The sequence below is a fragment of the Pseudomonas sp. GD03862 genome (assembly GCF_029840855.1).
Taxonomy (GTDB): Bacteria; Pseudomonadota; Gammaproteobacteria; order Pseudomonadales; family Pseudomonadaceae; genus Aquipseudomonas; species Aquipseudomonas alloputida.
The window spans coordinates 1-21,585 of record NZ_JAOCDI010000063.1 but is presented as its reverse complement, the minus strand read 5'-3'; the positions used below and the strand labels follow the sequence as shown (position 1 = coordinate 21,585).

General features: G+C 62.3%; 18 protein-coding genes and 1 tRNA gene. 11 read left to right on the top strand and 8 right to left on the bottom strand.

Annotation, left to right across the window (positions count from 1 at the left end; all coding sequences use genetic code 11):
* Nucleotides 1-17: 17 nt before the first annotated feature.
* Nucleotides 18-94: transfer RNA gene (locus tag N5D53_RS25675), tRNA-Pro, on the bottom strand.
* 80 nt (nt 95-174) lie between these two features.
* Nucleotides 175-396 (bottom strand): YgdI/YgdR family lipoprotein, encoded by a 222-nt coding sequence (locus N5D53_RS25670; RefSeq protein WP_003248738.1) that lies wholly within the window; start codon nt 394-396, stop codon nt 175-177.
* A gap of 187 nt (nt 397-583) precedes the next feature.
* On the opposite strand from N5D53_RS25670, the gene moaB reads away from it, so the two are divergent.
* Entirely contained in the window at nt 584-1,123 is a 540-nt protein-coding gene (gene moaB / locus N5D53_RS25665) for a molybdenum cofactor biosynthesis protein B (RefSeq protein ID WP_010953117.1), read from the top strand.
* Nucleotides 1,107-2,333: a gephyrin-like molybdotransferase Glp gene (glp, locus tag N5D53_RS25660; RefSeq protein ID WP_104962215.1), complete on the top strand. Its 1,227-nt coding sequence runs from the start codon at nt 1,107-1,109 to the stop codon at nt 2,331-2,333. Before moaB ends, glp begins: the two co-directional genes overlap by 17 nt.
* Here glp and N5D53_RS25655 read toward each other — a convergent pair.
* Nucleotides 2,322-3,569, bottom strand: coding sequence for a glycosyltransferase family 4 protein (locus N5D53_RS25655; protein WP_064492321.1), 1,248 nt, complete (start codon nt 3,567-3,569; stop codon nt 2,322-2,324). The genes glp and N5D53_RS25655 overlap by 12 nt on opposite strands.
* Nucleotides 3,570-3,825: 256 nt before the next feature.
* On the opposite strand from N5D53_RS25655, the gene yegS reads away from it, so the two are divergent.
* Nucleotides 3,826-4,713, top strand: coding sequence for a lipid kinase YegS (yegS, locus tag N5D53_RS25650; RefSeq protein WP_064492320.1), 888 nt, complete (start codon nt 3,826-3,828; stop codon nt 4,711-4,713).
* Here the strand turns inward: yegS and N5D53_RS25645 are convergent.
* The 3 genes from N5D53_RS25645 to N5D53_RS25635 form a co-directional block, all read right to left on the bottom strand.
* On the bottom strand, nt 4,697-5,356 hold the full coding sequence (locus N5D53_RS25645) for a response regulator transcription factor (protein WP_010953120.1): 660 nt from the start codon (nt 5,354-5,356) through the stop codon (nt 4,697-4,699). The genes yegS and N5D53_RS25645 overlap by 17 nt on opposite strands.
* Entirely contained in the window at nt 5,346-6,242 is an 897-nt protein-coding gene (locus N5D53_RS25640) for a sensor histidine kinase (RefSeq protein ID WP_104887293.1), read from the bottom strand. Before N5D53_RS25640 ends, N5D53_RS25645 begins: the two co-directional genes overlap by 11 nt.
* 366 nt (nt 6,243-6,608) lie before the next feature.
* On the bottom strand, nt 6,609-7,118 hold the full coding sequence (locus N5D53_RS25635) for a histidine kinase (protein ID WP_279841028.1): 510 nt from the start codon (nt 7,116-7,118) through the stop codon (nt 6,609-6,611).
* Between the two features lie 351 nt (nt 7,119-7,469).
* On the opposite strand from N5D53_RS25635, the gene N5D53_RS25630 reads away from it, so the two are divergent.
* Entirely contained in the window at nt 7,470-8,405 is a 936-nt protein-coding gene (locus N5D53_RS25630; RefSeq protein ID WP_003248753.1) for a chemotaxis protein CheV, read from the top strand.
* Between the two features lie 55 nt (nt 8,406-8,460).
* Entirely contained in the window at nt 8,461-9,264 is an 804-nt protein-coding gene (locus tag N5D53_RS25625) for an MOSC domain-containing protein (RefSeq protein ID WP_060545641.1), read from the top strand.
* A gap of 111 nt (nt 9,265-9,375) precedes the next feature.
* On the opposite strand, the gene N5D53_RS25620 is transcribed toward N5D53_RS25625, so the two are convergent.
* Nucleotides 9,376-11,301 carry a transglycosylase SLT domain-containing protein gene (locus N5D53_RS25620; protein ID WP_104887294.1) on the bottom strand — a complete coding sequence of 642 codons (1,926 nt, stop codon included), beginning with the start codon at nt 11,299-11,301 and terminating at the stop codon, nt 9,376-9,378.
* 220 nt (nt 11,302-11,521) lie between these two features.
* Here N5D53_RS25620 and N5D53_RS25615 point away from each other — a divergent pair, with 220 nt between their 5' ends.
* Nucleotides 11,522-13,450 carry an ATP-binding cassette domain-containing protein gene (locus tag N5D53_RS25615; RefSeq protein ID WP_279841027.1) on the top strand — a complete coding sequence of 643 codons (1,929 nt, stop codon included), beginning with the start codon at nt 11,522-11,524 and terminating at the stop codon, nt 13,448-13,450.
* Nucleotides 13,451-13,557: 107 nt separating this feature from the next.
* On the opposite strand, the gene N5D53_RS25610 is transcribed toward N5D53_RS25615, so the two are convergent.
* Nucleotides 13,558-13,998, bottom strand: coding sequence for a universal stress protein (locus N5D53_RS25610; RefSeq protein ID WP_014591782.1), 441 nt, complete (start codon nt 13,996-13,998; stop codon nt 13,558-13,560).
* A gap of 110 nt (nt 13,999-14,108) precedes the next feature.
* Here N5D53_RS25610 and N5D53_RS25605 point away from each other — a divergent pair, with 110 nt between their 5' ends.
* The 5 genes from N5D53_RS25605 to topA all read left to right on the top strand — a co-directional run bounded on the left by N5D53_RS25605 (nt 14,109) and on the right by topA (nt 21,549).
* Nucleotides 14,109-14,546 (top strand): hypothetical protein, encoded by a 438-nt coding sequence (locus N5D53_RS25605; protein WP_003248762.1) that lies wholly within the window; start codon nt 14,109-14,111, stop codon nt 14,544-14,546.
* A 611-nt stretch (nt 14,547-15,157) separates the two neighbouring features.
* On the top strand, nt 15,158-17,305 hold the full coding sequence (fadB, locus tag N5D53_RS25600; protein ID WP_064492317.1) for a fatty acid oxidation complex subunit alpha FadB: 2,148 nt from the start codon (nt 15,158-15,160) through the stop codon (nt 17,303-17,305).
* A 31-nt stretch (nt 17,306-17,336) separates the two neighbouring features.
* On the top strand, nt 17,337-18,512 hold the full coding sequence (fadA, locus tag N5D53_RS25595) for an acetyl-CoA C-acyltransferase FadA (RefSeq protein WP_010953128.1): 1,176 nt from the start codon (nt 17,337-17,339) through the stop codon (nt 18,510-18,512).
* A 75-nt stretch (nt 18,513-18,587) separates the two neighbouring features.
* A complete protein-coding gene (locus tag N5D53_RS25590; protein WP_003248769.1) occupies nt 18,588-18,839 on the top strand; it encodes a DUF1653 domain-containing protein in 252 nt (83 codons plus the stop codon).
* 100 nt (nt 18,840-18,939) lie between these two features.
* A complete protein-coding gene (gene topA, locus N5D53_RS25585; RefSeq protein ID WP_279841026.1) occupies nt 18,940-21,549 on the top strand; it encodes a type I DNA topoisomerase in 2,610 nt (869 codons plus the stop codon).
* Nucleotides 21,550-21,585: the final 36 nt, after the last annotated feature.

The window sequence follows — 21,585 nt, the reverse complement described above, 5'->3', positions numbered from 1 at the left end:
GCTTTCTGACAAGGATTTGGTCGGAGAGACAGGATTCGAACCTGCGGCCTTCTCGTCCCGAACGAGACGCGCTACCTGGCTGCGCTACACTCCGATGAACAAAATCCTACTGCATCCCGTTTTTGCTCGCAAGCCCTTGTTGTTTAAAGGGCCATAGCCTGAACGGGGCCTTGATCAGAGCTCTTTGACGGTGCGGATCTGGTCCTTGTTCAGGCGTGTGCGCTTGCCGTCGAGTTGCTCGAATTCATAGAAGCCAGAGTCTTCATCGTAGGACGGTTTGTCGGTCGCCTGGATCTCCCGGCCATCGTTCAGGGTAATGACGGTTGGGGTCGAGCAGCCAGCAAGGGCGCCCAAACCCAAGGCAAGCAGGAAGGCGGGTAGGGTCCGTTTGATCATCGTGTTTCTCCAAGTGCGATGGTGCTAGATGACATTTATGACGCAGGACGTTAGTGCAAGTTCACTCCAAGTGCAGCATAGCGATTAATTCGTTCTCTTGACCCAAGGCAAGGCTGAGGGGGGCAACGCTGGAAAAGGTGCGCTGTGATATAACTGCGTCCATCTCATCCTGTTGTGACGGACACCCATGAAAGCCAAGGCAGATACCCCCTTCGTGGCGCTGAACATCGCCGTGCTCACGGTCAGCGACACCCGTACCTTCGACACCGACACCTCTGGCCAGATGTTCGTCGACCGCCTGAGCGCCGCCGGTCACCGCCTTGCCGAGCGCGTGCTGCTCAAGGATGACCTGTACAAGATCCGGGCCCAGGTCGCCACATGGATCGCCGATGACAACGTGCAAGTGGTGCTGATTACGGGCGGTACCGGGTTTACTGGCCGCGACAGCACCCCCGAGGCGGTGGCCTGCCTGCTGGACAAGCAAGTAGACGGCTTTGGTGAGTTGTTCCGGCAGATTTCCGTGGCCGACATTGGCACCTCCACCGTGCAATCGCGAGCCTTGGCCGGGCTGGCCAACGGTACGCTGGTGTGCTGCCTGCCGGGCTCGACCAACGCTGTGCGCACCGGTTGGGATGGCATCCTGGCCGAGCAGCTCGATGCCCGTCATCGCCCGTGCAACTTCGTGGCGCACCTGAAGCAGGCAGCGGCCTGTGACAGCCGTGGCTGAGGTCAGCCAGGCCCGGCCGCTGATGCCGGTGGAACAGGCGCTGGAGCAACTGCTGGCGCTGGCCGAAGCTGCACCGATCCGCGAGACCGAAAACCTGCCGCTGGCCGAAGCCGAGGGCCGCGTGCTGGCCACCGACCTGGTGGCCTCGCTCGATCTGCCGCCCTGGCCGAACAGCGCCATGGACGGTTATGCCTTGCGCCTGGCTGACTGGCAGGGCCAGCCGCTGCCGGTCAGCCAGCGTATTTTCGCCGGTCATGCGCCCCAGCCGCTGCAACCGGGTACCTGCGCGCGGATCTTCACCGGTGCGCCTGTGCCGGAGGGGGCCGACTGCGTCGAAATGCAGGAAAACACCGAAGTGCTCGAAGATGGCCGGGTGCGCTTTCTCGAAGTGTTGCGCACCGAGCAGAACATACGCCCTCAAGGCCAGGAAACCCGTAAAGGCGAGCAGGTGATGAGCGCCGGCACCCGCCTTGGGCCGATCGAACTCGGCCTGGCGGCGACCTTGGGGCATGGCCGTCTGGACGTGGTGCGCAAGGTGAAAGTGGCAGTGCTGTCGACCGGCGACGAACTGGTCGAGCCAGGCCTGCCGCTCGGGCCCGGGCAGATCTACAACAGCAACCGCAGGCTGCTGGTCAGCTGGTTGCAGCGGCTGGGTTGCGAAGTGGTCGATGCCGGCATCCTGCCGGATGACCTGGCGCGCACTCGCACCTGCCTGGCTGAACTGGGTGGCGTAGACCTGATTCTGTCCACCGGAGGTGTCTCGGTGGGCGAGGCCGACTACCTCGGTGCTGCCCTGCGCGAGGCTGGCGAACTGGCGTTGTGGAAGCTGGCGATCAAACCGGGCAAGCCGCTGACCTTCGGCCACTTCCAGGGCGTGCCGGTGATTGGCTTGCCGGGTAACCCGGCCTCGACCTTGGTCACCTTCGGTCTGCTGACCAGGCCCTACCTGCTGCGTCGTCAGGGGGTGATTGACGTCACGCCGTTGCGGTTCGACATGCCGGCCGGGTTTGACTGGCCCAAGCCGGGTACGCGCCGCGAATACCTGCGCGCGCGCATCGAACAGGGCCGCGTGCGCATCTACAAGAACCAGAGCTCGGGTGTGCTGCGCAGCGCCGCTTGGGCGCAGGGGCTGGTGGAAGTGCGTGAAGGCAGCACGCCGAAGCAGGGCGACAACGTGCCATTCATCCCCTTCAGCGAGCTACTTGGCTGAGCGGCCCAGCCAGGCACTGGCCAGCGGCGCGGCCTCGGCCGGTGCCGCCTGGGTCAGGCGTATGTGCACATTCTCCAGTTGTTGGGCAGCCACGCTCCAGTCGTGGCGCTGGCGGGCAAACTGGCGCCCGGCATCGCTCAACTGGCTCATGCGCCAGGGTTGATTGAGCAACTGGGTGATCAGCAATGCCAGTTGGTCACCGTCGTCACTGCCCACGTAGTGCTCGCCGTTATTCACGGTCAGGCCTGAAACGCCCTTGTCGGTGGTGATCACGGGTAAGCCGGCGGCCATCGCTTCGAGGATTTTCACCTTCGAGCCACCGGCATAACGCAGGGGGGCAAAGAACAGCGCGGAACGTCGTTGCAGTTCACGCAGGTCGGGGCGGTAGCCGAACCATTCAATGCGTGGGTCGTTCCAGTGAAGCTTCCAGTTGGCCGGCATGGCATGCCCGGCGATCGCCAGACGCACTGCCGGGTTGCTCATCCAAACCTTCGGCATGATGTCGTCCAGTGCCCATTCGATGGCCTCCAGATTGGCGCCATATTCGAAATTGCCGACGAACAACAGACGCTGGCTGTGCAGCGCAGGTTGCACCTGCTGGTAGAAATCACAGTCCACGCCGTTGACCACCACATTCACCGGGCGCCCGCTGATCTGCGCGATCAGCTCGGCATCGTGGGCGCTGACAGCCACCAGTTCGGTGGGCTGGCGCAGCACACGGTGCTCCCAGCGCCGGTAGCGCCAGCGGTCGAAGGCGTTGAGCGGGCGCAGCCACAGCGGCAGGCGATCGTGGCAGGCACCGCCCATTACCGACTCCAGGGTGTGCTCGCTAAGCATGAAGGGCAGCCTGCGAGCCTGCAGGGCTTTTTCGAACGGCTGGAAGCTGTAGCTGTGCTCGATCTGGATCACGTCCCAGGGTTCGTCCAGCAGTTGCTCGAACCGGTGCCGCAAGCAAGGTGCCAGGCCATTGATGATTGCCCGCATGGGGTAGTCGATGATGGGGGAAGCCAGCAGGTTGAGTGGGCTGTGCAGCGGCCTGCGGGGTAGCACGATCAGGCGTTCGAGGAGTGGCTCGAGGGCCTCGCGTGCTGCGTCGCTGAGAGGGATTTTCGACTGCACCAGCAGGGTGATCCGGTGACCGCGCTGGGCCAGTGCACGCAGCAGATGGTATTGCCGGGTCTTGTGGCCGCTGGTGGTCGGCCAAGGCAGGTAGGGCAGTGTCCAGAGAATGCGCATGACCCAAAGTCCTCGCAAAAGGCTGCAGATAGCAAAACGCGCCCGTTGACAGCAGTGGGGGAGCCACTGCCGGGCGCGTCCATGGCAATAGGGGTATTTGCTGAGCATAGCCGGGATTGCCAAGTGTGGAAAAAATGACCGGCGACGCGAGCAGTTGCAGGCGTGGCGCCGGCCCAATGTTTTTTTCAGGCCATGCAACGATCCGCGCAGGCCAGTGGTCGAGATAGGGGGTGGTCCATTTTACGGAGACGCGCACATGCAAGGGCGCAAGGCAATGCTCGTGCTGCACGGCAAGCAGGCGATGAACGAAGACGTGCGCAGCGCCGTGGGCGACCTGCGCGATAGCGGCTGGGTGCTGGATGTACGGGTTACCTGGGAGGCGGGCGACGCCCAACGGCTGGTCGCCGAGGCACTGGCGGCGGGCTACAGCCATATCGTCGCCGGTGGCGGGGACGGCACGTTGCGTGATGTGGCCGAGGCCATGGGCCTGGCCGCTACCCAGGCCAGCCTGGCCTTGTTGCCCTTGGGTACGGCCAACGATTTTGCCAAAGCCGCTGGCATCCCCTTGGAGCCGGCATCGGCGCTGGCCTTGCTGAATGTCGCGCCACAACCGATAGACCTGGGGCAGGCTGGCGATCAGCTGTTCCTCAACATGGCCACGGGTGGCTTTGGCAGCCAGGTCACCGCCAATACCTCCGAAGACCTCAAGAAAGTGCTGGGCGCTGCGGCTTACCTGTTCACCGGGTTGTCCCGCTTCAGTGAGCTACAGGCGGCTTCGGTAGAGCTACAGGGGCCAGGCTTCCATTGGCAAGGGGATTTGCTGGCGCTGGGTATCGGCAATGGCCGACAGGCTGGGGGCGGGCAGGTGCTGTGCCCCGAAGCCATGGTCAACGACGGTTTGCTTGACGTCGCTATTCTGCCTGCACCACAGGAAGTGGTGGGGGCTCTGCGGGACCTTTTGGGCGGTGACGGCCTGTTCGTTCGGGCCAGGCTGCCATGGGTCGAGATCAAGAGTTCGCAAGGGTTGGACATCAATCTCGATGGCGAGCCGTTGCAGGCTGCCAGCCTGCGCTTTCAGGCAAGGCCGGCGGCGTTGCACCTGCACCTGCCGGCCGGGTCGCCGTTGCTCAGTCATCCAGGCTGATGATTTTTTCGCGTACGGCGAACAGCACCAGGCCGGCCACGTCGTGAATCTGCAGGCGCTTCATGATTTGCGAGCGGTGAGTTTCCACGGTCTTGATCGACAGGCCCAGGCCCGCAGCGATTTCCCGGGTGGACTTGCCGCGCACGATCAGGCGCAGGATCTCAAGTTGCCGTGACGTCAGATTATGCCGTTCGCCAGCGCTCGGCTTGCCTTGTTTGGTGTGCCGCAGCGCCTGGTTGATGACGGTGTGGGCGATGGCCGGGCTGAGGTAGCGCTCACCGTGGCGTACGGCACCCAGCGCCTGTTCCAGCTCGGTGGCGCTGGTGTCCTTGAGCAGGTAGCCGTGGGCGCCGCTTTCCAGGGCCCGCATGATCAGGTCCGGGTCGGTGTGCATGGACAGGATCAGCACCTTGCAGGTACTGCCGCTGGCCCGCAGTTGGGTGAGGGCGTCCAGGCCGCTGGTCGAACGCATGGAGATGTCCAGCAAGATGATGTCGGGCGCCAGTGTGCGTACCTGGTCGAGTAACTGGTTGCCGTCGTCGGCCTCGCCGACCACGTCATAGCCGGGGATATCGCAGACCAGTGCGCGCACCCCGGCGCGGATCAGCGAGTGGTCATCTACCAGCAGTAGTCTACAGGTCATGGTTGGTAATACTCCTGGCGCGTTGCTGGGTGCGCGGGGACCACGGGAACATCGCTTCGATCTGCGTGCCTCGGCCAGGCTGACTGGTGATGTCGAGGCTGCCCTGCAGCGCGATTACCCGCTCCTGCATGCCGGCCAGGCCGCGCTGACCGGCCTCGGCCGGGTGCCGGGCAGGGGCGAAACCACGACCATCGTCCTGGATCGACAACGACAGCCCTTCAGGGGTGCGTTGCAGGCGGATGACCAGGTTGTGTGCCTGGGCGTGGCGCAGCATGTTGGTCACGGCCTCCTGGGTAATACGGAACACTGCCATGGCCACGGCTTCGTCGATGCCGCCCAGGCGCTGGTTGCACGCCAGGCTCCAGTGCACGCCGCTGGTGGCCAGGGTGCGTACCAGGTGTGCGCGCAGGCTGGCTTCCAGGCCAAGGCTGGCCAACTGCCGGGGGTTGAGCAGCGCGGAAACATCGCGCACGTTACCGAGGGTGTCATCCAGCGTGCTGCGCAGGGCGTCGCAGTGCCCCTGCAACTCGTCGGGCATGCGCCGTTGCAGCCACTGCAGTTGCAGCTTGGCAGCGGTGAGCAGTTGACCGATGTCGTCGTGCAGTTCCCGGCCCAGATGCTGGCGCTCGTCTTCTTGTACCTTGAGCATGCGCTCGGCCAGCTCGGCCGGGCGCAGGTGGATCGACCTGGCGCCCAGGCCCAGTTGTACAACAGCACCCAGCGTGGCGACCAATTGCAGCACCAGCAGGCTGGCCGGGATTGTCTGGTTGGCCAGGTACAGCGCCATGTTGGCAATCAGTGAGGCCACGCACAGCCCGACCGTTGCCCAGCGCAGCACGGCGGCGCGGGAGCAGCAATGCAAAGAAGTCTTCAAGCGTGGAAACATAGGTAGGGAGGCCACTGAAGTATTGCTGATGGAGGCCTTGCACAATGCTGCTCAGAGGCTTTGGCGCAGTACTTTCGTTGTTTTTTTGAACACGTATTCCTGCCACCGTTGTTCCGGTCGCAAGCGTTTGTGGGGGCGCATATTACCACTTTGCATTGCATCGGTCGCGGCCGGGTAGCGCGTTGAAACGCCTACTGGTCGGGCGCTTTCGGGTAGCAAAGTGCCACCCTTTAATCGCGCTGTACCCACTTGTGCTGTAACTAGCGCGGCAATGATTCAACGGCATGCACCGAAAGCCTGGTGAACTTTCAAAGTTCGACCATGGTCGGGTTTCAATAAAGTTGCTTAGTTGCACTTTGCGTCAGGTTAATGCATGCGGTTAGAGCGGTTGGGGAGGGTGCTGGTTGCCGCGTCACTGTGCGGGTGAATGCACGCGTTGCCTTCTTCATCGCAGGACGCACAGGCTGGCGCAAAGGGGGGGTGTACGACCTTGGCCAGTTCACCCAGCAGCACCAGTTGCTCACCGATGTCCAGGTTCAGTCGCCCTGTACGGCTATCGACCAGCTCCAACTGCCAGGCCAGCAAGGTCAGGCACGCCCCTATCGCGGGTAGGGCTTCACGCTGCAGGCAACCACCGTAACAGGCCGGGGCGAGCAACTGTTGCAGGGCGGTGGTGTAGTGGGCAACTTCACGCAGGCCCAGGCGCGTAGCTTGACGGGCGATAGTGTCGAGGGTGTTGTTCAGGCAACTGCAGGCATCCGGGTCATTGTCTATAAGCTCCAGATGCTGCAGGCATTCCTGTGCCTGGGTCAGCAGTACCTGGGCATCCAGCAGAAAGCCCTGCAGGGCGTCATCGAACGATAAGGCAGTGTCCATCATCAAGTCCCCGCGCGTGGGGTAGGCGCAGGGGGCGGGCACGCCGAAACGATAGCTAGCAAAAGCCTGACTCCATTCATGCAATGAGAATGGCGTCACATTAATGGCTAAAGGATATCGCGAACATCAGGTTGCACCCGATTGCCGCTAAGGGTTTCCCTGATCAAGGGCTAGGGTAGGGAACTTTTGTCGTGCCCCTGATTTGCCCCGGCGTGTCGGCAGTAAAGCATGATGGTAAAGTGATATCAATTATCCGCGCGGCATTTTCCCGCAAGGGTCAAGGTGTGCGTGAAGCCGCCGATACAGAGTAGATGATTTAACCTTTTACGACTCAAGCCTGGGGGCTTTCCAATGGCTGGCATTCTCGACACGGTAGACCAACGCACGCAACTGGTGGGTGAGAACCGCCTGGAAATTCTGATGTTTCGCCTGGCCGGTCGCCAGCTGTTCGCGATCAACGTGTTCAAGGTGCAGGAAGTACTGCAACTGCCCAAGCTGACTTTAATGCCCCAGCGCCACGCCTATGTCTGCGGTGTGGTCAACCTGCGCGGGCAGACCCTGCCGGTCATCGACCTGTCCCAGGCGATCGGTATGCGCCCACTACAGCCGGGGCCGGACAGCACCATCATCGTCACCGAATACAACCGCTCGGTGCAGGCCTTCCTGGTGGGCGGTGTCGACCGCATCGTCAACATGAACTGGGAGTCGATCATGCCGCCGCCTTCCAGTGCCGGTCGCCAGCACTACCTGACTGCCATCACCAAGGTCGATGAGAAGCTGGTGGAGGTGATCGACGTGGAAAAGGTGCTGGCCGAAATCGTGCCCTACAACGCCCGGGTTTCTGGCGACAAGCTCGCCGACCCAGTGCTGGCCCGCGCCCGCGGCCGCGAAGTGCTGCTGGTGGACGACTCCAGTGTGGCCTTGGCGCAATTGCGCGATACCTTGTCCCAGCTGGGCATGAAGCTGCATGTGGCCAGTGATGGCCTGAAGGCGCTGCGCATGCTCAAGGGCTGGGCCGACGCCGGCGAGGACGTGTGCGAAAAGCTGCTGATGGTGTTCACCGATGCAGAAATGCCGGAAATGGACGGCTATCGGCTGACCACCGAGATCCGCAGCGATGCCCGTCTGCGCCAGCTCTATGTGGTGCTGCACACCTCGCTGTCGGGCAGTTTCAACGAATCCATGGTGAAGAAGGTGGGCTGTGACAACTTCCTTTCCAAGTTCCAGCCTGATCGCCTGGTCGATGTGGTCAAGCAGCGCCTGCTGCTGGATACCACCGCTGCGTGAACGTTGTGCCGGCCAGGTATAAGCTTGGCTTTTGGCATGAAGCGAGGCAGCAGGGATGTTTCTCAGTGAGTTGTATCGATACCCGGTGAAGTCGGGGCAGGCGCAAAGCCTGAAGGCATCACCGGTGGGGTTGCTGGGGTTGCAGGGCGACCGGCGCTGGATGGTGGTCGAGGAAGAAAACGGACGCTTCCTGACCCAGCGTGCCTGGCCACAACTTGGCCAGATCGACGCGAGCGATGACGACAGCGGCCAGTTGCTGCTGCAAGCCCCTGGACAGGCGCCGTTGCGGGTGCCTGTACCGCCTGCCGATGACGCCCTGCGCGGTGTGACGATCTGGCGCGATACCCTGCGTGTGCCGGACGCTGGCGATGCCGCGGCGGCCTGGTTGAGTGAGTTGCTGGGCAAAGCCGTACGCCTGGTGCATTGCCCGGAGCAGCGTGCGCGTTACCTGCCCAATGGTTACGGCTTCAACAGTGACCGTGCGGCGTTTCCGGATGGTTTCCCCTTGCTGCTGATTGGGCAGGGCTCGCTGGACGAGCTTAACCGGCGTATTGGCCGGCCCATGTCGATGCGGCGCTTTCGGCCCAACCTGGTGGTGCAGGGTGCGGAGCCGTTTGCCGAGGATGGCTGGAAGCGGATTCGCATCGGCAGCTTGGTGTTTCGCGTGCTCAAGCCCAGTGTACGGTGCATCTTCACGACCATCGATCCAGCCACCGGGGAGCGCAGCGCTGACCGTGAGCCGATGGCTACGCTGAAGACTTTCCGCGAAAAAGAAGGCGACGTGCTGTTCGGCCAGAACCTGGCTGTGGATGGCAGTGGGTGGCTGGAGGTGGGGATGGAAGTAGAAATCCTGGAATAGGTGTGTTGCCTGTGCCGGCCTCTTCGCGGGTGAACCCGCTCCTACAACGACCGCGTAACCCTTGTAGGAGCGGGTTCACCCGCGAAGAGGCCGGTACAGGCTCAACAGCAATCACATGTCATCGAAATACCGTTCATGCCAATCCACCAATGGCTGCGGTGAATTCAGCTTCTGCCCGTAGATCACCGAATACGACAGCACGTTCTGTACATACTGGCGCGTTTCGTCGAACGGGATCGACTCCACCCACACATCGAAGCTCAGGTGCTTGGCCCCTTTGAGCCACTGTCGCACGCGCCCGGGCCCGGCGTTGTAGGCTGCCGAAGCCAGCACCCGGTTGCCGTTGAACTGGCTGTGTACCTGGCTCAGGTAGGCCGCACCCAGCTGGATGTTCTTGTCCGGGTTCAGCACTTGCGCCGGTGAGGCCAGCGGGATGCTGAACTTGCGTGCGGTTTCCTTGGCGGTGGCCGGCATCAGCTGCATCAGGCCGCTGGCGCCCACGGGTGAGCGTGCGTCCTCCATGAAGGCGCTTTCCTGGCGAGTGATGGCGAATACCCAGCTCGAATGCAGGCCGCGAACCTTGGCTTCACGCACCAGCGTGTCGCGGTGGGCCATGGGGAAGCGGATATCCAGGTCGTCCCAGTACCGGGCCTGGCTGATGGTGCGGATGGCCGGGAAGTACCAACGCAGCTCATAGCCCAGGCGTGCCTGCGCAACCATCTCGTCACGGGTGAAGTGGCGGCTGACGTGGTACCACTCACGGCGGCCGTCGACGATCTGGCCGCGGGCGTGGAATTCCAGTGCGCGCTGGATGCCGGGCGTGTTGCGAACCTTCTTGACCAGTTGTGGGCTCAGCAGCAGCGGCTTGTTGTTCAGCTGGTACGGTGTCTGTGCCCGGTCGGCGGCGAGGAAGCCATAGAAGTCACGCTCACGCGCTGCGGCCTTGTAAAGCAGCGGGACCTGCGGGTTGTTTGGCTGTGCCAGCTCCAGGCTGCGAGCCTGCCAGTACTTCCAGCGGCTGGTGCTGGCCAGGTCCTGGGGAAGGCGCTTGGTCAGCTCGTAAGCGTCCTCCCAGCGGCCCAGGCGCAGCAGCAGGCGAAGGCGCCATTCGCTGACGGTGTTGTCACGCAGCTCGGGGTCATAGCGGGTCATCAGGTCGAGCGCGCGTGGGTCGTAGCGGCGTGCGAGGGTCAGGCCGATTTCGCGGGCGATGGCCACCTTTTCGTCACGCGAGAAGTGCATGCGCTGGGCGTAATCGTCGAGCAGTGCCATGGCCCGTTCCGGGTCCTGCCGGGCCAAGCGACGAAGGCCGAGGCTGACCACGTCGGACATGGCCTCGTTGACCGGGGTAAAGCGCGACGGCTGGTTGAGCAGCTCGGGCTTCTGCGCGACGTCGATCAGCAGGCGCCCCTGCGGGCCGAGGGTGGTCAGGGTCTTGACCAGGGTGTTGGCCAGGCCGTAGTTGCGTGCCTGGGCTGCCAGCTTGGTGCGTTCCCAGCGCTTGGCCTCGGTCAGCTGGCCTTCGGCTGCCCACATGCCGAACAGCGTGTCGCAGGCGGCAGGTTGCGATTTGCCGACGTTCCACAGCTTGTCGGCGGTGGCGTAACCTTCGGCGCGCAAGCCGTGGCTGAGCTGGTATTGGCCGTTGAGGCAGTCCAGCTCGGTGAAGTTGAGCTTGGGGTCGTAGTACTTGACGAAGGTATCCCACTCGCCGCGTTCGGCCAGCCAGCGCAACCAGCGCAGTTTCATCCAGTTGGCCTGGGGCAGGTCGCCATGCTTGGCCAGGAAACCTTCGATTTCCTGGTTGCTGGCGCTTTTCAGGCGGGCGGTGAGTTCGTCGTAGGCCAGGTAGGGCGTCAGCGGGTAGTCGCTCAAGGCCTGGGCATAGCGCAGGTACGGGCCTTTGTCGCCTTTGGCCAGCGCTCGCTTGGCCTCGTCATAGTACTGGCGTTGCAGGGTCAGGTCGGTGGCCTGCGCCGCGCTGGTGGCAGCGGTAAGCAGCAGGCAGGATGCGATATGTAACAGGCGGCTGCGCATGATACGTCCGGGCAGTTGAACCATGGGAAGTGTCGGCGGAGCCAGCACTGTTGAAAGCTATTGCCTTAGCTTAGCTGTTTGCCGGCAGTGGGTGAAAGCACTGTGCTTGTATCGGGATATTAAGTTCGACCAGATGTCGCCAGGTGCCCGCCGGTTGGCCTGGCGGATGCCGTCGGGGGCCAAGTCAGGTAGAATGCGCGCCCGATTTATGGAGACGAACATGACCCTGCTCAAATTCAGCGATGTGTCCCTCGCATTCGGCGCCATGCCGCTGCTGGACAAAGTGTCCTGGCAGATCGCTCGTGGCGAGCGGGTGTGCATCATCGGCCGCAACGGCACCGGCAAGTCGAGCATGCTGCGCCTGGTCAAGGGCGAGCAGAAGGGCGACGACGGTGAAATCTGGCGTGCTCCTGGCCTGAAGATCGGTGAGTTGCCACAGGAATTGCCGGTGGCCGACGAGCGCACGGTGTTCGACGTGGTAGCCGCTGGTCTGGACGGCGTGGGCGAATTGCTGGCGCAGTTCCACCACCTGAGCATGAACATCCAGGGCGATGAAGACCTGGAAAAACTCATGCACGTCCAGCACGAGCTGGAAGCCCGCGACGGCTGGCGCCTGCAGCAGGTGGTGGAAAGCACACTCAGCCGCCTGCAGCTGCCGGCCGACAAGACCCTGGCCGAGCTGTCCGGTGGCTGGCGCCGCCGCGTACTGCTGGCCCAGGCGCTGGTGTCCGAGCCCGACCTGCTGCTGCTCGACGAACCGACCAACCACCTGGACATCGGTGCCATCGCCTGGCTCGAAGAGGCCCTGCGTGGCTTCAACGGCGCGGTATTGTTCATCACCCACGACCGTTCGTTCCTGCAGAACCTGGCCACCCGTATCCTCGAACTGGACCGCGGCGGCCTGATCGACTGGAACGGTGACTACGCCAGCTTCCTGGTGCACAAGGAGGCCGCACTGGCCGCCGAAGAAACCGCCAACGCGCTGTTCGACAAGCGCCTGGCCCAGGAAGAAGTGTGGATCCGCCAGGGCATCAAGGCCCGCCGTACCCGCAACGAAGGCCGCGTGCGTGCACTGAAGGCCCTGCGTGTGGAGCGTGGCGAGCGCCGTGAACGACAGGGCAAGGCCAACATCCAGATCGAAGCCGCGGACAAATCCGGCAAGCAGGTGATGGTGCTGGAGAATGTCAGCTTCCATCACGCGGACGGCCCCCTGCTGGTCAAGGACTTTTCCATGGTCCTGCAGCGGCAGGATCGCATCGGTCTGCTGGGCGCAAACGGCACTGGCAAGACCACGTTGCTCAAGATGATGCTGGGCGACCTTGAGCCCACTGCGGGAAAAGTGGAGCGCGGTACCAAGCTTGAGGTGGCCTATTTCGACCAGATGCGCCACCAGCTCGACCTGGAAAAGACCGTGATCGACAACCTGGCCGAAGGCCGTGATTTCATCGAGATCGATGGCCAGAACCGTCACGTGCTGAGCTACCTGGGCGACTTCCTGTTCAGCCCCCAGCGCGCGCGTACGCCGGTCAAGGCGTTGTCGGGTGGTGAGCGTGCGCGGCTGCTGCTGGCCAAGCTGTTCAGCAAGCCGGCCAACCTGCTGGTGCTCGACGAACCGACCAACGACCTGGACGTGGAAACCCTCGAGCTGCTGGAAGAGGTGCTGTCCAACTACAAGGGCACCGTGCTGATGGTCAGCCACGACCGGGCCTTCCTCGACAACGTCGTGACCAGCACGCTGGTGTTCGAAGGCGAGGGCAAGGTGCGTGAGTATGTGGGCGGCTACGAGGACTGGATTCGCCAGGGCGGCTCGCCGAAGCTGCTGGGCGTGACCGAGAGCAAGGGCGGTAAGTCTGCGCTCAACAGCGCGGTTGTGGAGAAGGTCGAGGCCAAGCCTGAGTCTGTTGCGGCGCCGGTGGTGGAAGACGCTTCGAAGAAGAAGCTCAGCTACAAGCTGCAGCGTGAGCTGGAGATGCTGCCGGGGCAGATCGATGAGCTGGAGCAGCGTATGGCTGAAGCCCAGGAAGAAGTGAATGCGGCGGGCTTCTATCAGCGGCCGATAGCAGAAACTTCGGCGGTGCTGGCACGGATCGAGAAGCTGCAGGGCGAGCTGGATGTATTGGTGGAGCGCTGGGCTGAGCTGGAAGGCTGATTGGCGTTAGCCTGTTCCGGCCTCTTCGCGGGTAAAGCCGCACCTACAGGGGGTGCCATACCCTTGTATGTGCGGGCTTGCCCGCGAAGAGGCCGGTTCAGGTCCAGTCAATCCTTCTTCAGCAAGCGTACAGCCAGCACGTCACACGGCGCACCGTGCAGCACATCGTTGGCCGTGGAGCCCAGCAGCAACGCCAGGCCGTGACGGCCATGGCTGCCGACCACGATCAGGTCGCACTTCTGGTCCTTGGCCAACTGGTGGATTTCCTGGCGAGGCTGGCCGTAGGTCAGGTGCGAGTCGCCGCGGTTGATTTCCGGGTATTTGTTGAACAGCCGGTCCATGCGCTCCTTGGCCTGGTCGAACTGCTGCTGTTGCAGCTGCGACAGGTCCATCGGTACGTCACCGCCGAAGGCCATGGCCATCGGCTCGACGATGTGCACCAGGGATACCTTGGCTTTCGAAGGCTCTGCCAGCGCCATGGCGCGCTTGATCACCGGGTCGCATTCTTCGGTCAGGTCGACGGCGACCAACAAATGTTCGTATTGCATGAGCGGTACTCCTGACAATCGCGATAGAAGAAGTATGGTCGCTTTAGGGCGGGTCTACCGTGAAAAATGGCTAACCAGCTCATTTGCAACGCTTTATGGGAACTACTGATATGACGGTATTGCTGGTGGTGTCAATCCTTGCGCTGATTCTCAGTCCGCTTTCCTGGCTGCGCAGCTCGCGCAAGCAGAGCGAGCAGATGAAGTTGCGCCTGGAGGCGCGGCGCATGGGTTTGGCCATGCAGCTGGCGCCGCAGCAGTGGCCGCACTGGCTGGAAAAGGAGCCGCCAAGCCCTTGCCCGCAGTATCACCGAGCCCGGCGCCGTGGGCATGAGGACAGCTTCAGCTTCTGGCAGGTCAGCCCCGGGGTGTGGTGGAACCAGTGGCGCGAACCCTGCGAAGACCCACGCTTCATGGGCGCCTTGTCGCGTTTGCCGGCGAGTGTGTACAAGGTCGAGGCCGATGCGCGGATGATTGCCCTGTACTGGACTGAGCGCGGCGATACTGCTGTGTTGCAGGATGTTGCCTACGCCCTCGAAACCTTGGCTTGAGCGCCGCCCCATGCGCGACCCCTGTAGGCGCGGATTCATCTGCGAACTCTGGCAGAGCCGGTGCCGAACTCCGCGGTGCCTGCTTCGCGGGTAAACCCGCTCCTACGGGGCATCCAGGCTGGTCAATCTGTTCTGTAACGACAAAGCGGCGGCTCGGCATAACCCTGAAGGGGTGGGGTGCCAAGTCGCCGCTTTGCGTTCTGCTGCGCAGAAAAGGCCAGGCAGGCCGGGTTATTCATTCAAGCAAGTGCCAGTGTAGTCGCCTTGGCTCTTCGCGCAAGCGCAAAGCAATCAGCCGATGCTTGTGGTCAATCGCTGACATGAATGACCGGCGATCACTGTCATCATGTTTTGTACCCGGACGATAGAAAATGACTGGAAAGTCGCGTTTTCGCCGTGCTCGTGAGCATTTGACAACGCCCATCTTTTCGGAGAATGTGTGCACACCCAAATCAAACGGGCGTATGAATTGAGCGTTTGTATGTCATGACGCCAAGCCATACTTCCGACTAGCGCGCTGACGGGTGTGCCTGGGGCAAGGCAGCTTAGGCCTGCTTCTGCTGCAGCGATCGGCGTGTACAGTTCAGCTTCCATATCGTGGAGATCAGTTGATGATTTACGAAGGTAAAGCCATCACGGTTAAGGCTCTTGAAAGTGGCATCGTCGAGCTCAAGTTCGACCTCAAGGGTGAGTCCGTCAACAAGTTCAACCGCCTTACCCTGAACGAGCTGCGCCAGGCCGTCGATGCCATCCGGGCCGATGCTTCGGTCAAGGGCGTGATCGTCAGCAGTGGCAAGGACGTGTTCATCGTCGGCGCCGACATCACCGAGTTCGTCGACAACTTCAAGCTGCCTGAGGCCGAACTGGTCGCTGGCAACCTGGAAGCCAATCGCATCTTCAACGCCTTCGAAGACCTCGAAGTGCCGACCGTTGCCGCCATCAACGGCATCGCGCTGGGCGGCGGCCTGGAAATGTGCCTGGCGGCCGACTACCGGGTCATGTCCACCAGCGCCAGGATCGGCCTGCCGGAAGTCAAGCTGGGTATCTACCCGGGCTTCGGCGGTACCGTGCGCCTGCCGCGCCTGATCGGCTCGGACAACGCCATCGAGTGGATCGCCGCCGGCAAGGAAAACCGTGCCGAAGATGCCCTGAAAGTGGGGGCCGTCGACGCCGTGGTCGCCCCTGAGCTGCTGCTGGCCGGTGCCCTCGACCTGATCAAGCGTGCCATCAGTGGCGAGCTGGACTACAAGGCCAAGCGCCAGCCGAAGCTGGAAAAGCTCAAGCTCAATGCCATCGAGCAGATGATGGCCTTCGAGACTGCCAAGGGCTTCGTCGCTGGCCAGGCCGGCCCGAACTACCCGGCCCCGGTCGAAGCGATCAAGAGCATCCAGAAAGCCGCCAACTTCGGTCGCGACAAGGCCCTGGAAGTCGAAGCAGCAGGCTTTGCCAAGCTGGCCAAGACCTCGGTCGCCGAGAGCCTGATCGGCTTGTTCCTCAACGATCAGGAACTCAAACGCAAGGCCAAGGCGCATGACGAGATCGCCCACGACGTGAAGCAGGCCGCCGTGCTCGGCGCCGGCATCATGGGCGGCGGTATCGCCTACCAGTCGGCGGTCAAAGGTACGCCGATCCTGATGAAGGACATCCGCGAGGAAGCCATTCAGCTGGGTCTGAACGAGGCCTCCAAGCTGCTTGGCAACCGAGTCGAGAAGGGCCGCCTGACCCCGGCCAAGATGGCCGAGGCCCTCAACGCCATTCGCCCGACCCTGTCCTATGGCGATTTCGCCAATGTCGACATCGTCGTCGAGGCTGTGGTCGAGAACCCGAAGGTCAAGCAAGCGGTACTGGCGGAAGTGGAAGGCCAGGTGAAGGACGATGCGATCCTCGCTTCCAACACTTCGACCATCTCCATCAACCTGCTGGCCAAGGCGCTCAAGCGCCCGGAAAACTTCGTCGGCATGCACTTCTTCAACCCGGTGCACATGATGCCGCTGGTTGAAGTGATCCGTGGCGAAAAGTCCAGTGAAGTGGCGGTCGCCACCACCGTGGCCTACGCCAAGAAAATGGGCAAGAACCCGATCGTGGTCAACGACTGCCCGGGCTTTTTGGTCAACCGCGTGCTGTTCCCTTACTTCGGCGGTTTCGCCAGGCTGGTCAGCGCCGGTGTCGATTTTGTGCGCATCGACAAGGTCATGGAAAAGTTCGGCTGGCCGATGGGCCCGGCCTACCTGATGGACGTGGTCGGCATCGACACCGGTCACCATGGCCGCGATGTGATGGCCGAAGGTTTCCCGGACCGCATGAAGGACGAGCGTCGCTCGGCCGTTGATGCGCTGTACGAGGCCAACCGCCTGGGCCAGAAGAACGGCAAGGGCTTCTACGCCTACGAAACCGACAAGCGCGGCAAACCGAAGAAGGTCTTCGATGCCGCCGTGCTCGACGTGCTCAAGCCTATCGTGTTCGAGCAGCGTGAAGTCACTGACGAAGACATCATCAACTGGATGATGGTCCCGCTGTGCCTTGAGACCGTGCGTTGCCTGGAAGACGGCATCGTCGAAACCGCCGCCGAAGCTGACATGGGCTTGGTCTACGGCATTGGTTTCCCTCCCTTCCGCGGTGGTGCGCTGCGTTACATCGACTCGATCGGTGTGGCCGAATTCGTTGCCCTGGCCGATCAGTACGCCGACCTGGGGCCGCTGTACCACCCGACCGCCAAGCTGCGTGAAATGGCCAAGAACGGCCAGCGCTTCTTCAACTGAGCGGTCAACGAGCTAGAGCGAGAGATTTGATATGAGCCTGAATCCAAGAGACGTGGTGATTGTCGACTTCGGTCGCACGCCAATGGGCCGCTCCAAGGGTGGCATGCACCGCAATACCCGCGCTGAAGACATGTCGGCGCACCTGATCAGCAAACTGCTGGAACGCAACGGCAAGGTCGACCCGAAAGAAGTCGAGGACGTGATCTGGGGCTGCGTCAACCAGACCCTGGAGCAGGGCTGGAACATCGCCCGCATGGCTTCGCTGATGACCCCGATCCCGCACACCTCTGCGGCGCAGACCGTCAGCCGCCTGTGCGGCTCGTCCATGAGCGCCCTGCACACGGCTGCCCAGGCGATCATGACCGGTAACGGTGATGTGTTCGTGGTGGGTGGCGTGGAGCACATGGGCCACGTCAGCATGATGCACGGCGTCGACCCCAACCCGCACCTGTCCTTGCATGCCGCCAAGGCTTCCGGGATGATGGGCCTGACTGCAGAAATGCTTGGCAAGATGCACGGCATCACCCGTGAGCAGCAGGACCTGTTCGGCTTGCGCTCACACCAGCTGGCCCACAAAGCCACGGTCGAAGGCAAGTTCAAGGATGAGATCATCCCGATGCAGGGCTACGACGAGAACGGCTTCCTGAAGGTGTTCGATTTCGACGAAACCATTCGCCCGGAAACCACCCTCGAAGGCCTGGCGTCGCTCAAGCCTGCGTTCAACCCGAAAGGCGGTACGGTCACGGCCGGTACCTCGTCGCAGATCACCGACGGCGCCTCGTGCATGATCGTCATGTCCGGTCAGCGTGCCATGGACCTGGGTATCCAGCCATTGGCGGTGATCCGTTCGATGGCCGTGGCCGGTGTAGACCCGGCAATCATGGGCTACGGCCCGGTGCCATCGACCCAGAAAGCCCTCAAGCGTGCGGGCTTGACCATGGCCGATATCGACTTCATCGAGCTCAACGAAGCCTTCGCTGCACAGGCCCTGCCCGTGCTGAAAGACTTGAAAGTGCTCGACAAGATGGATGAGAAGGTTAACCTGCACGGCGGCGCCATTGCTTTGGGCCACCCGTTCGGTTGCTCCGGGGCGCGGATTTCCGGCACCCTGCTCAACGTCATGAAGCAAAATGGCGGTACGCTGGGTGTTGCGACCATGTGCGTCGGCCTGGGCCAAGGTATCACCACTGTCTTCGAACGCGTCTGATCGCGTAGCGGGACAGCAGCCGGGGCCTAGTGCCCCGGTTTTGTTTTTTCAGGTTTTATTCAGGAGGTGTGCAACATGCAGATACAACCAGGCGTATACCGGCATTACAAAGGGCCTGAGTACCGTGTCTTCAGTGTTGCGCGGCACTCCGAAACCGAAGAGTGGATGGTGTTCTACCAATGCCTGTATGGTGATTACAGCTTCTGGGTACGTCCCCTGTCGATGTTCCAGGAGTCCGTCGAATTTGACGGCGAGCAGGTGCCACGCTTTGCTTTGGTCAAGGCCGAAGAGGGGCTGCCCGGGTTGCTGGGCAAGTCGCACGCGTGATCGTCCGAGCTTGACCTCACACTTTTGCCACTATATATAGCGGTGCCGCGTCTGGCACTTGGCGCGTTTTTTATCTTCAGATTCAGGAATACTCCGATCCATGGGCAAATCGCTGGTCATTGTGGAATCCCCGGCCAAGGCCAAGACCATCAACAAGTACCTGGGCAACCAGTACGTGGTGAAGTCGAGTATCGGCCATATCCGAGACCTCCCCACCAGCGGTTCGGCCAGCGCGAGCAAAGAGCCGGCCGCCAAGCGTGGCAAGGCTGCGGGTGAGGCGCCGGCGCTTTCGCCGAAAGAGAAGGCCCGCCGCCAGCTGGTGGCGCGCATGGGCGTCGACCCCGACCATGGCTGGAAGGCCAAGTACGAGATCCTGCCTGGCAAGGAAAAGGTGATCGAAGAGCTGCGCCGCCTGGCCAAGGATGCCGACACCATCTATCTCGCAACCGACTTGGACCGCGAAGGGGAAGCCATTGCCTGGCACCTGCGCGAGGCCATCGGGGGTGACGACACCCGCTACAAGCGCGTGGTGTTCAACGAAATTACCAAGAAGGCCATTCAGGAAGCGTTCTCGCAGCCAGGCGAGCTGGACATCGACCGGGTCAACGCCCAGCAGGCGCGGCGTTTCCTCGACCGCGTGGTCGGTTACATGGTTTCGCCGCTGCTGTGGGCCAAGATTGCCCGCGGTCTGTCCGCTGGCCGTGTGCAGTCGGTAGCGGTAAAGCTTGTGGTAGAGCGCGAGCGTGAGATCCGCGCGTTCATCCCGGAAGAGTACTGGGAGATCCACGCCGACCTCGGCACTGCCAAGAACGCCAAGGTGCGTTTCGAGGTGGCGCGCGAGAAGGGCGAGGCCTTCAAGCCGCTGAACGAAGCTCAGGCCATGGCTGCGCTGGAAAAGCTCAAGGCTTCCAGCTACAGCGTGGTCAAGCGCGAAGACCGCCCGACCAGCAGCAAGCCATCGGCACCGTTCATTACGTCCACCTTGCAGCAAGCGGCCAGTAACCGCCTGGGCTTCGGTGTGAAGAAAACCATGATGATGGCCCAGCGCTTGTACGAAGCTGGTTACATCACCTACATGCGTACCGACTCGACCAACCTGTCGGCTGACGCCCTGGATATGGCACGCAGCTACATCGAGCGGGAGTTCGGCAAGCAGTACCTGCCGGAGGCGCCACTGGTTTACGGCAGCAAGGAGGGCGCCCAGGAGGCGCACGAAGCGATTCGGCCTTCTGACGTGAATACCCACCCGACCAAGCTCAGCGGCATGGAGCGTGACGCCGAGCGCCTGTACGAGCTGATCTGGCGCCAGTTCCTGGCGTGCCAGATGCCGCCAGCGCAGTACCTGTCCACCAGCGTTACCGTCGCGGCCGGCGATTTCGAGCTGCGTGCCAAGGGCCGCATCCTCAAGTTCGACGGTTACACCCGTGTGCTGCCACAGCAGAGCAAGCCCGGCGAAGACGACGTGCTGCCAGATATGGTGCAGGGTGAAGCACTCAAGCTGATCCAGATCGACCCGAGCCAGCACTTCACCAAGCCACCTGCACGCTTTACCGAAGCCAGCCTGGTCAAGGAAATGGAAAAGCGCGGCATTGGCCGCCCATCGACCTACGCGGCGATCATTTCCACCATCCAGGACCGTGGCTATGTGACGCTGCACAACCGCCGCTTCTACTCCGAGAAGATGGGCGACATCGTCACCGAGCGTTTGTCGGAGAGCTTCTCCAACCTGATGGACTACGGCTTTACCGCCGACATGGAAGAGAACCTCGACGACGTGGCCCAGGGCGAGCGTGACTGGAAAAACGTGCTCGACGAGTTCTACGGCGATTTCAGCAAAAAGCTGCAGACTGCCGAGTCCAGCGAAGACGGCATGCGCGCCAACCAGCCGACCATGACCAACATTCCGTGCAAGGAATGTGGTCGGCCGATGATGATTCGCACGGCCTCTACAGGTGTGTTCCTGGGTTGCTCTGGCTACAGCCTGCCGCCGAAAGAGCGCTGCAAGGCTACCGTCAACCTGGTGCCGGGCGACGAGATTGCCGCTGACGACGAGGGCGAGTCGGAATCGCGCGTGTTGCTGGGCAAGCACCGTTGCCCGATCTGCGCCACGGCGATGGACGCCTACCTGCTGGACGAGAAACACAAGCTGCACATCTGCGGTAACAACCCGGATTGCGCCGGTTACGAGATCGAAGAAGGCAACTACCGCATCAAGGGTTACGAAGGGCCGAGCCTGGAGTGCGACAAGTGCGGTAGCGAGATGCAGTTGAAGACCGGCCGTTTCGGCAAGTTCTTCGGCTGCACCAACCCCACGTGCAAGAACACCCGCAAGCTGCTCAAGAGCGGCGAGGCGGCGCCACCGAAGATGGACAAGGTGGACATGCCGGAGCTCAAGTGCGAGAAGGTCGACGATACCTACGTGCTGCGCGACGGTGCTTCCGGGTTGTTCCTGGCTGCCAGCCAGTTCCCCAAGAACCGCGAAACCCGTGCGCCGCTGGTGCTGGAGATTTTGCCGCACAAGCATGAGATCGACCCGAAGTACCACTTCCTGTGCGATGCGCCGCAGAAAGACCCGGATGGCCGCCCGGCGGTGATTCGCTACAGCCGCAAGACCAAGGAGCAGTACGTGCAGTCCGAGGTCGATGGCAAGCCGACCGGCTGGAAGGCGTTCTACGACGGCAATGCCTGGAAGGTTGAAGACAAGCGCTGATCCATCGGTGCTGTGATTTGGGGCCGCTTTGCGCCC

Coding starts and splice junctions, on each gene's coding strand:
- N5D53_RS25670 (WP_003248738.1), bottom strand. CDS start 396: ATGATCAAACGGACCCTACCCGCCTTCCTGCTTGCCTTGGGTTTGGGC.
- moaB (WP_010953117.1), top strand. CDS start 584: ATGAAAGCCAAGGCAGATACCCCCTTCGTGGCGCTGAACATCGCCGTG.
- N5D53_RS25655 (WP_064492321.1), bottom strand. CDS start 3,569: ATGCGCATTCTCTGGACACTGCCCTACCTGCCTTGGCCGACCACCAGC.
- yegS (WP_064492320.1), top strand. CDS start 3,826: ATGCAAGGGCGCAAGGCAATGCTCGTGCTGCACGGCAAGCAGGCGATG.
- N5D53_RS25645 (WP_010953120.1), bottom strand. CDS start 5,356: ATGACCTGTAGACTACTGCTGGTAGATGACCACTCGCTGATCCGCGCC.
- N5D53_RS25640 (WP_104887293.1), bottom strand. CDS start 6,242: ATGTTTCCACGCTTGAAGACTTCTTTGCATTGCTGCTCCCGCGCCGCC.
- N5D53_RS25635 (WP_279841028.1), bottom strand. CDS start 7,118: ATGGACACTGCCTTATCGTTCGATGACGCCCTGCAGGGCTTTCTGCTG.
- N5D53_RS25630 (WP_003248753.1), top strand. CDS start 7,470: ATGGCTGGCATTCTCGACACGGTAGACCAACGCACGCAACTGGTGGGT.
- N5D53_RS25625 (WP_060545641.1), top strand. CDS start 8,461: ATGTTTCTCAGTGAGTTGTATCGATACCCGGTGAAGTCGGGGCAGGCG.
- N5D53_RS25620 (WP_104887294.1), bottom strand. CDS start 11,301: ATGCGCAGCCGCCTGTTACATATCGCATCCTGCCTGCTGCTTACCGCT.
- N5D53_RS25615 (WP_279841027.1), top strand. CDS start 11,522: ATGACCCTGCTCAAATTCAGCGATGTGTCCCTCGCATTCGGCGCCATG.
- N5D53_RS25610 (WP_014591782.1), bottom strand. CDS start 13,998: ATGCAATACGAACATTTGTTGGTCGCCGTCGACCTGACCGAAGAATGC.
- N5D53_RS25605 (WP_003248762.1), top strand. CDS start 14,109: ATGACGGTATTGCTGGTGGTGTCAATCCTTGCGCTGATTCTCAGTCCG.
- fadB (WP_064492317.1), top strand. CDS start 15,158: ATGATTTACGAAGGTAAAGCCATCACGGTTAAGGCTCTTGAAAGTGGC.
- fadA (WP_010953128.1), top strand. CDS start 17,337: ATGAGCCTGAATCCAAGAGACGTGGTGATTGTCGACTTCGGTCGCACG.
- N5D53_RS25590 (WP_003248769.1), top strand. CDS start 18,588: ATGCAGATACAACCAGGCGTATACCGGCATTACAAAGGGCCTGAGTAC.
- topA (WP_279841026.1), top strand. CDS start 18,940: ATGGGCAAATCGCTGGTCATTGTGGAATCCCCGGCCAAGGCCAAGACC.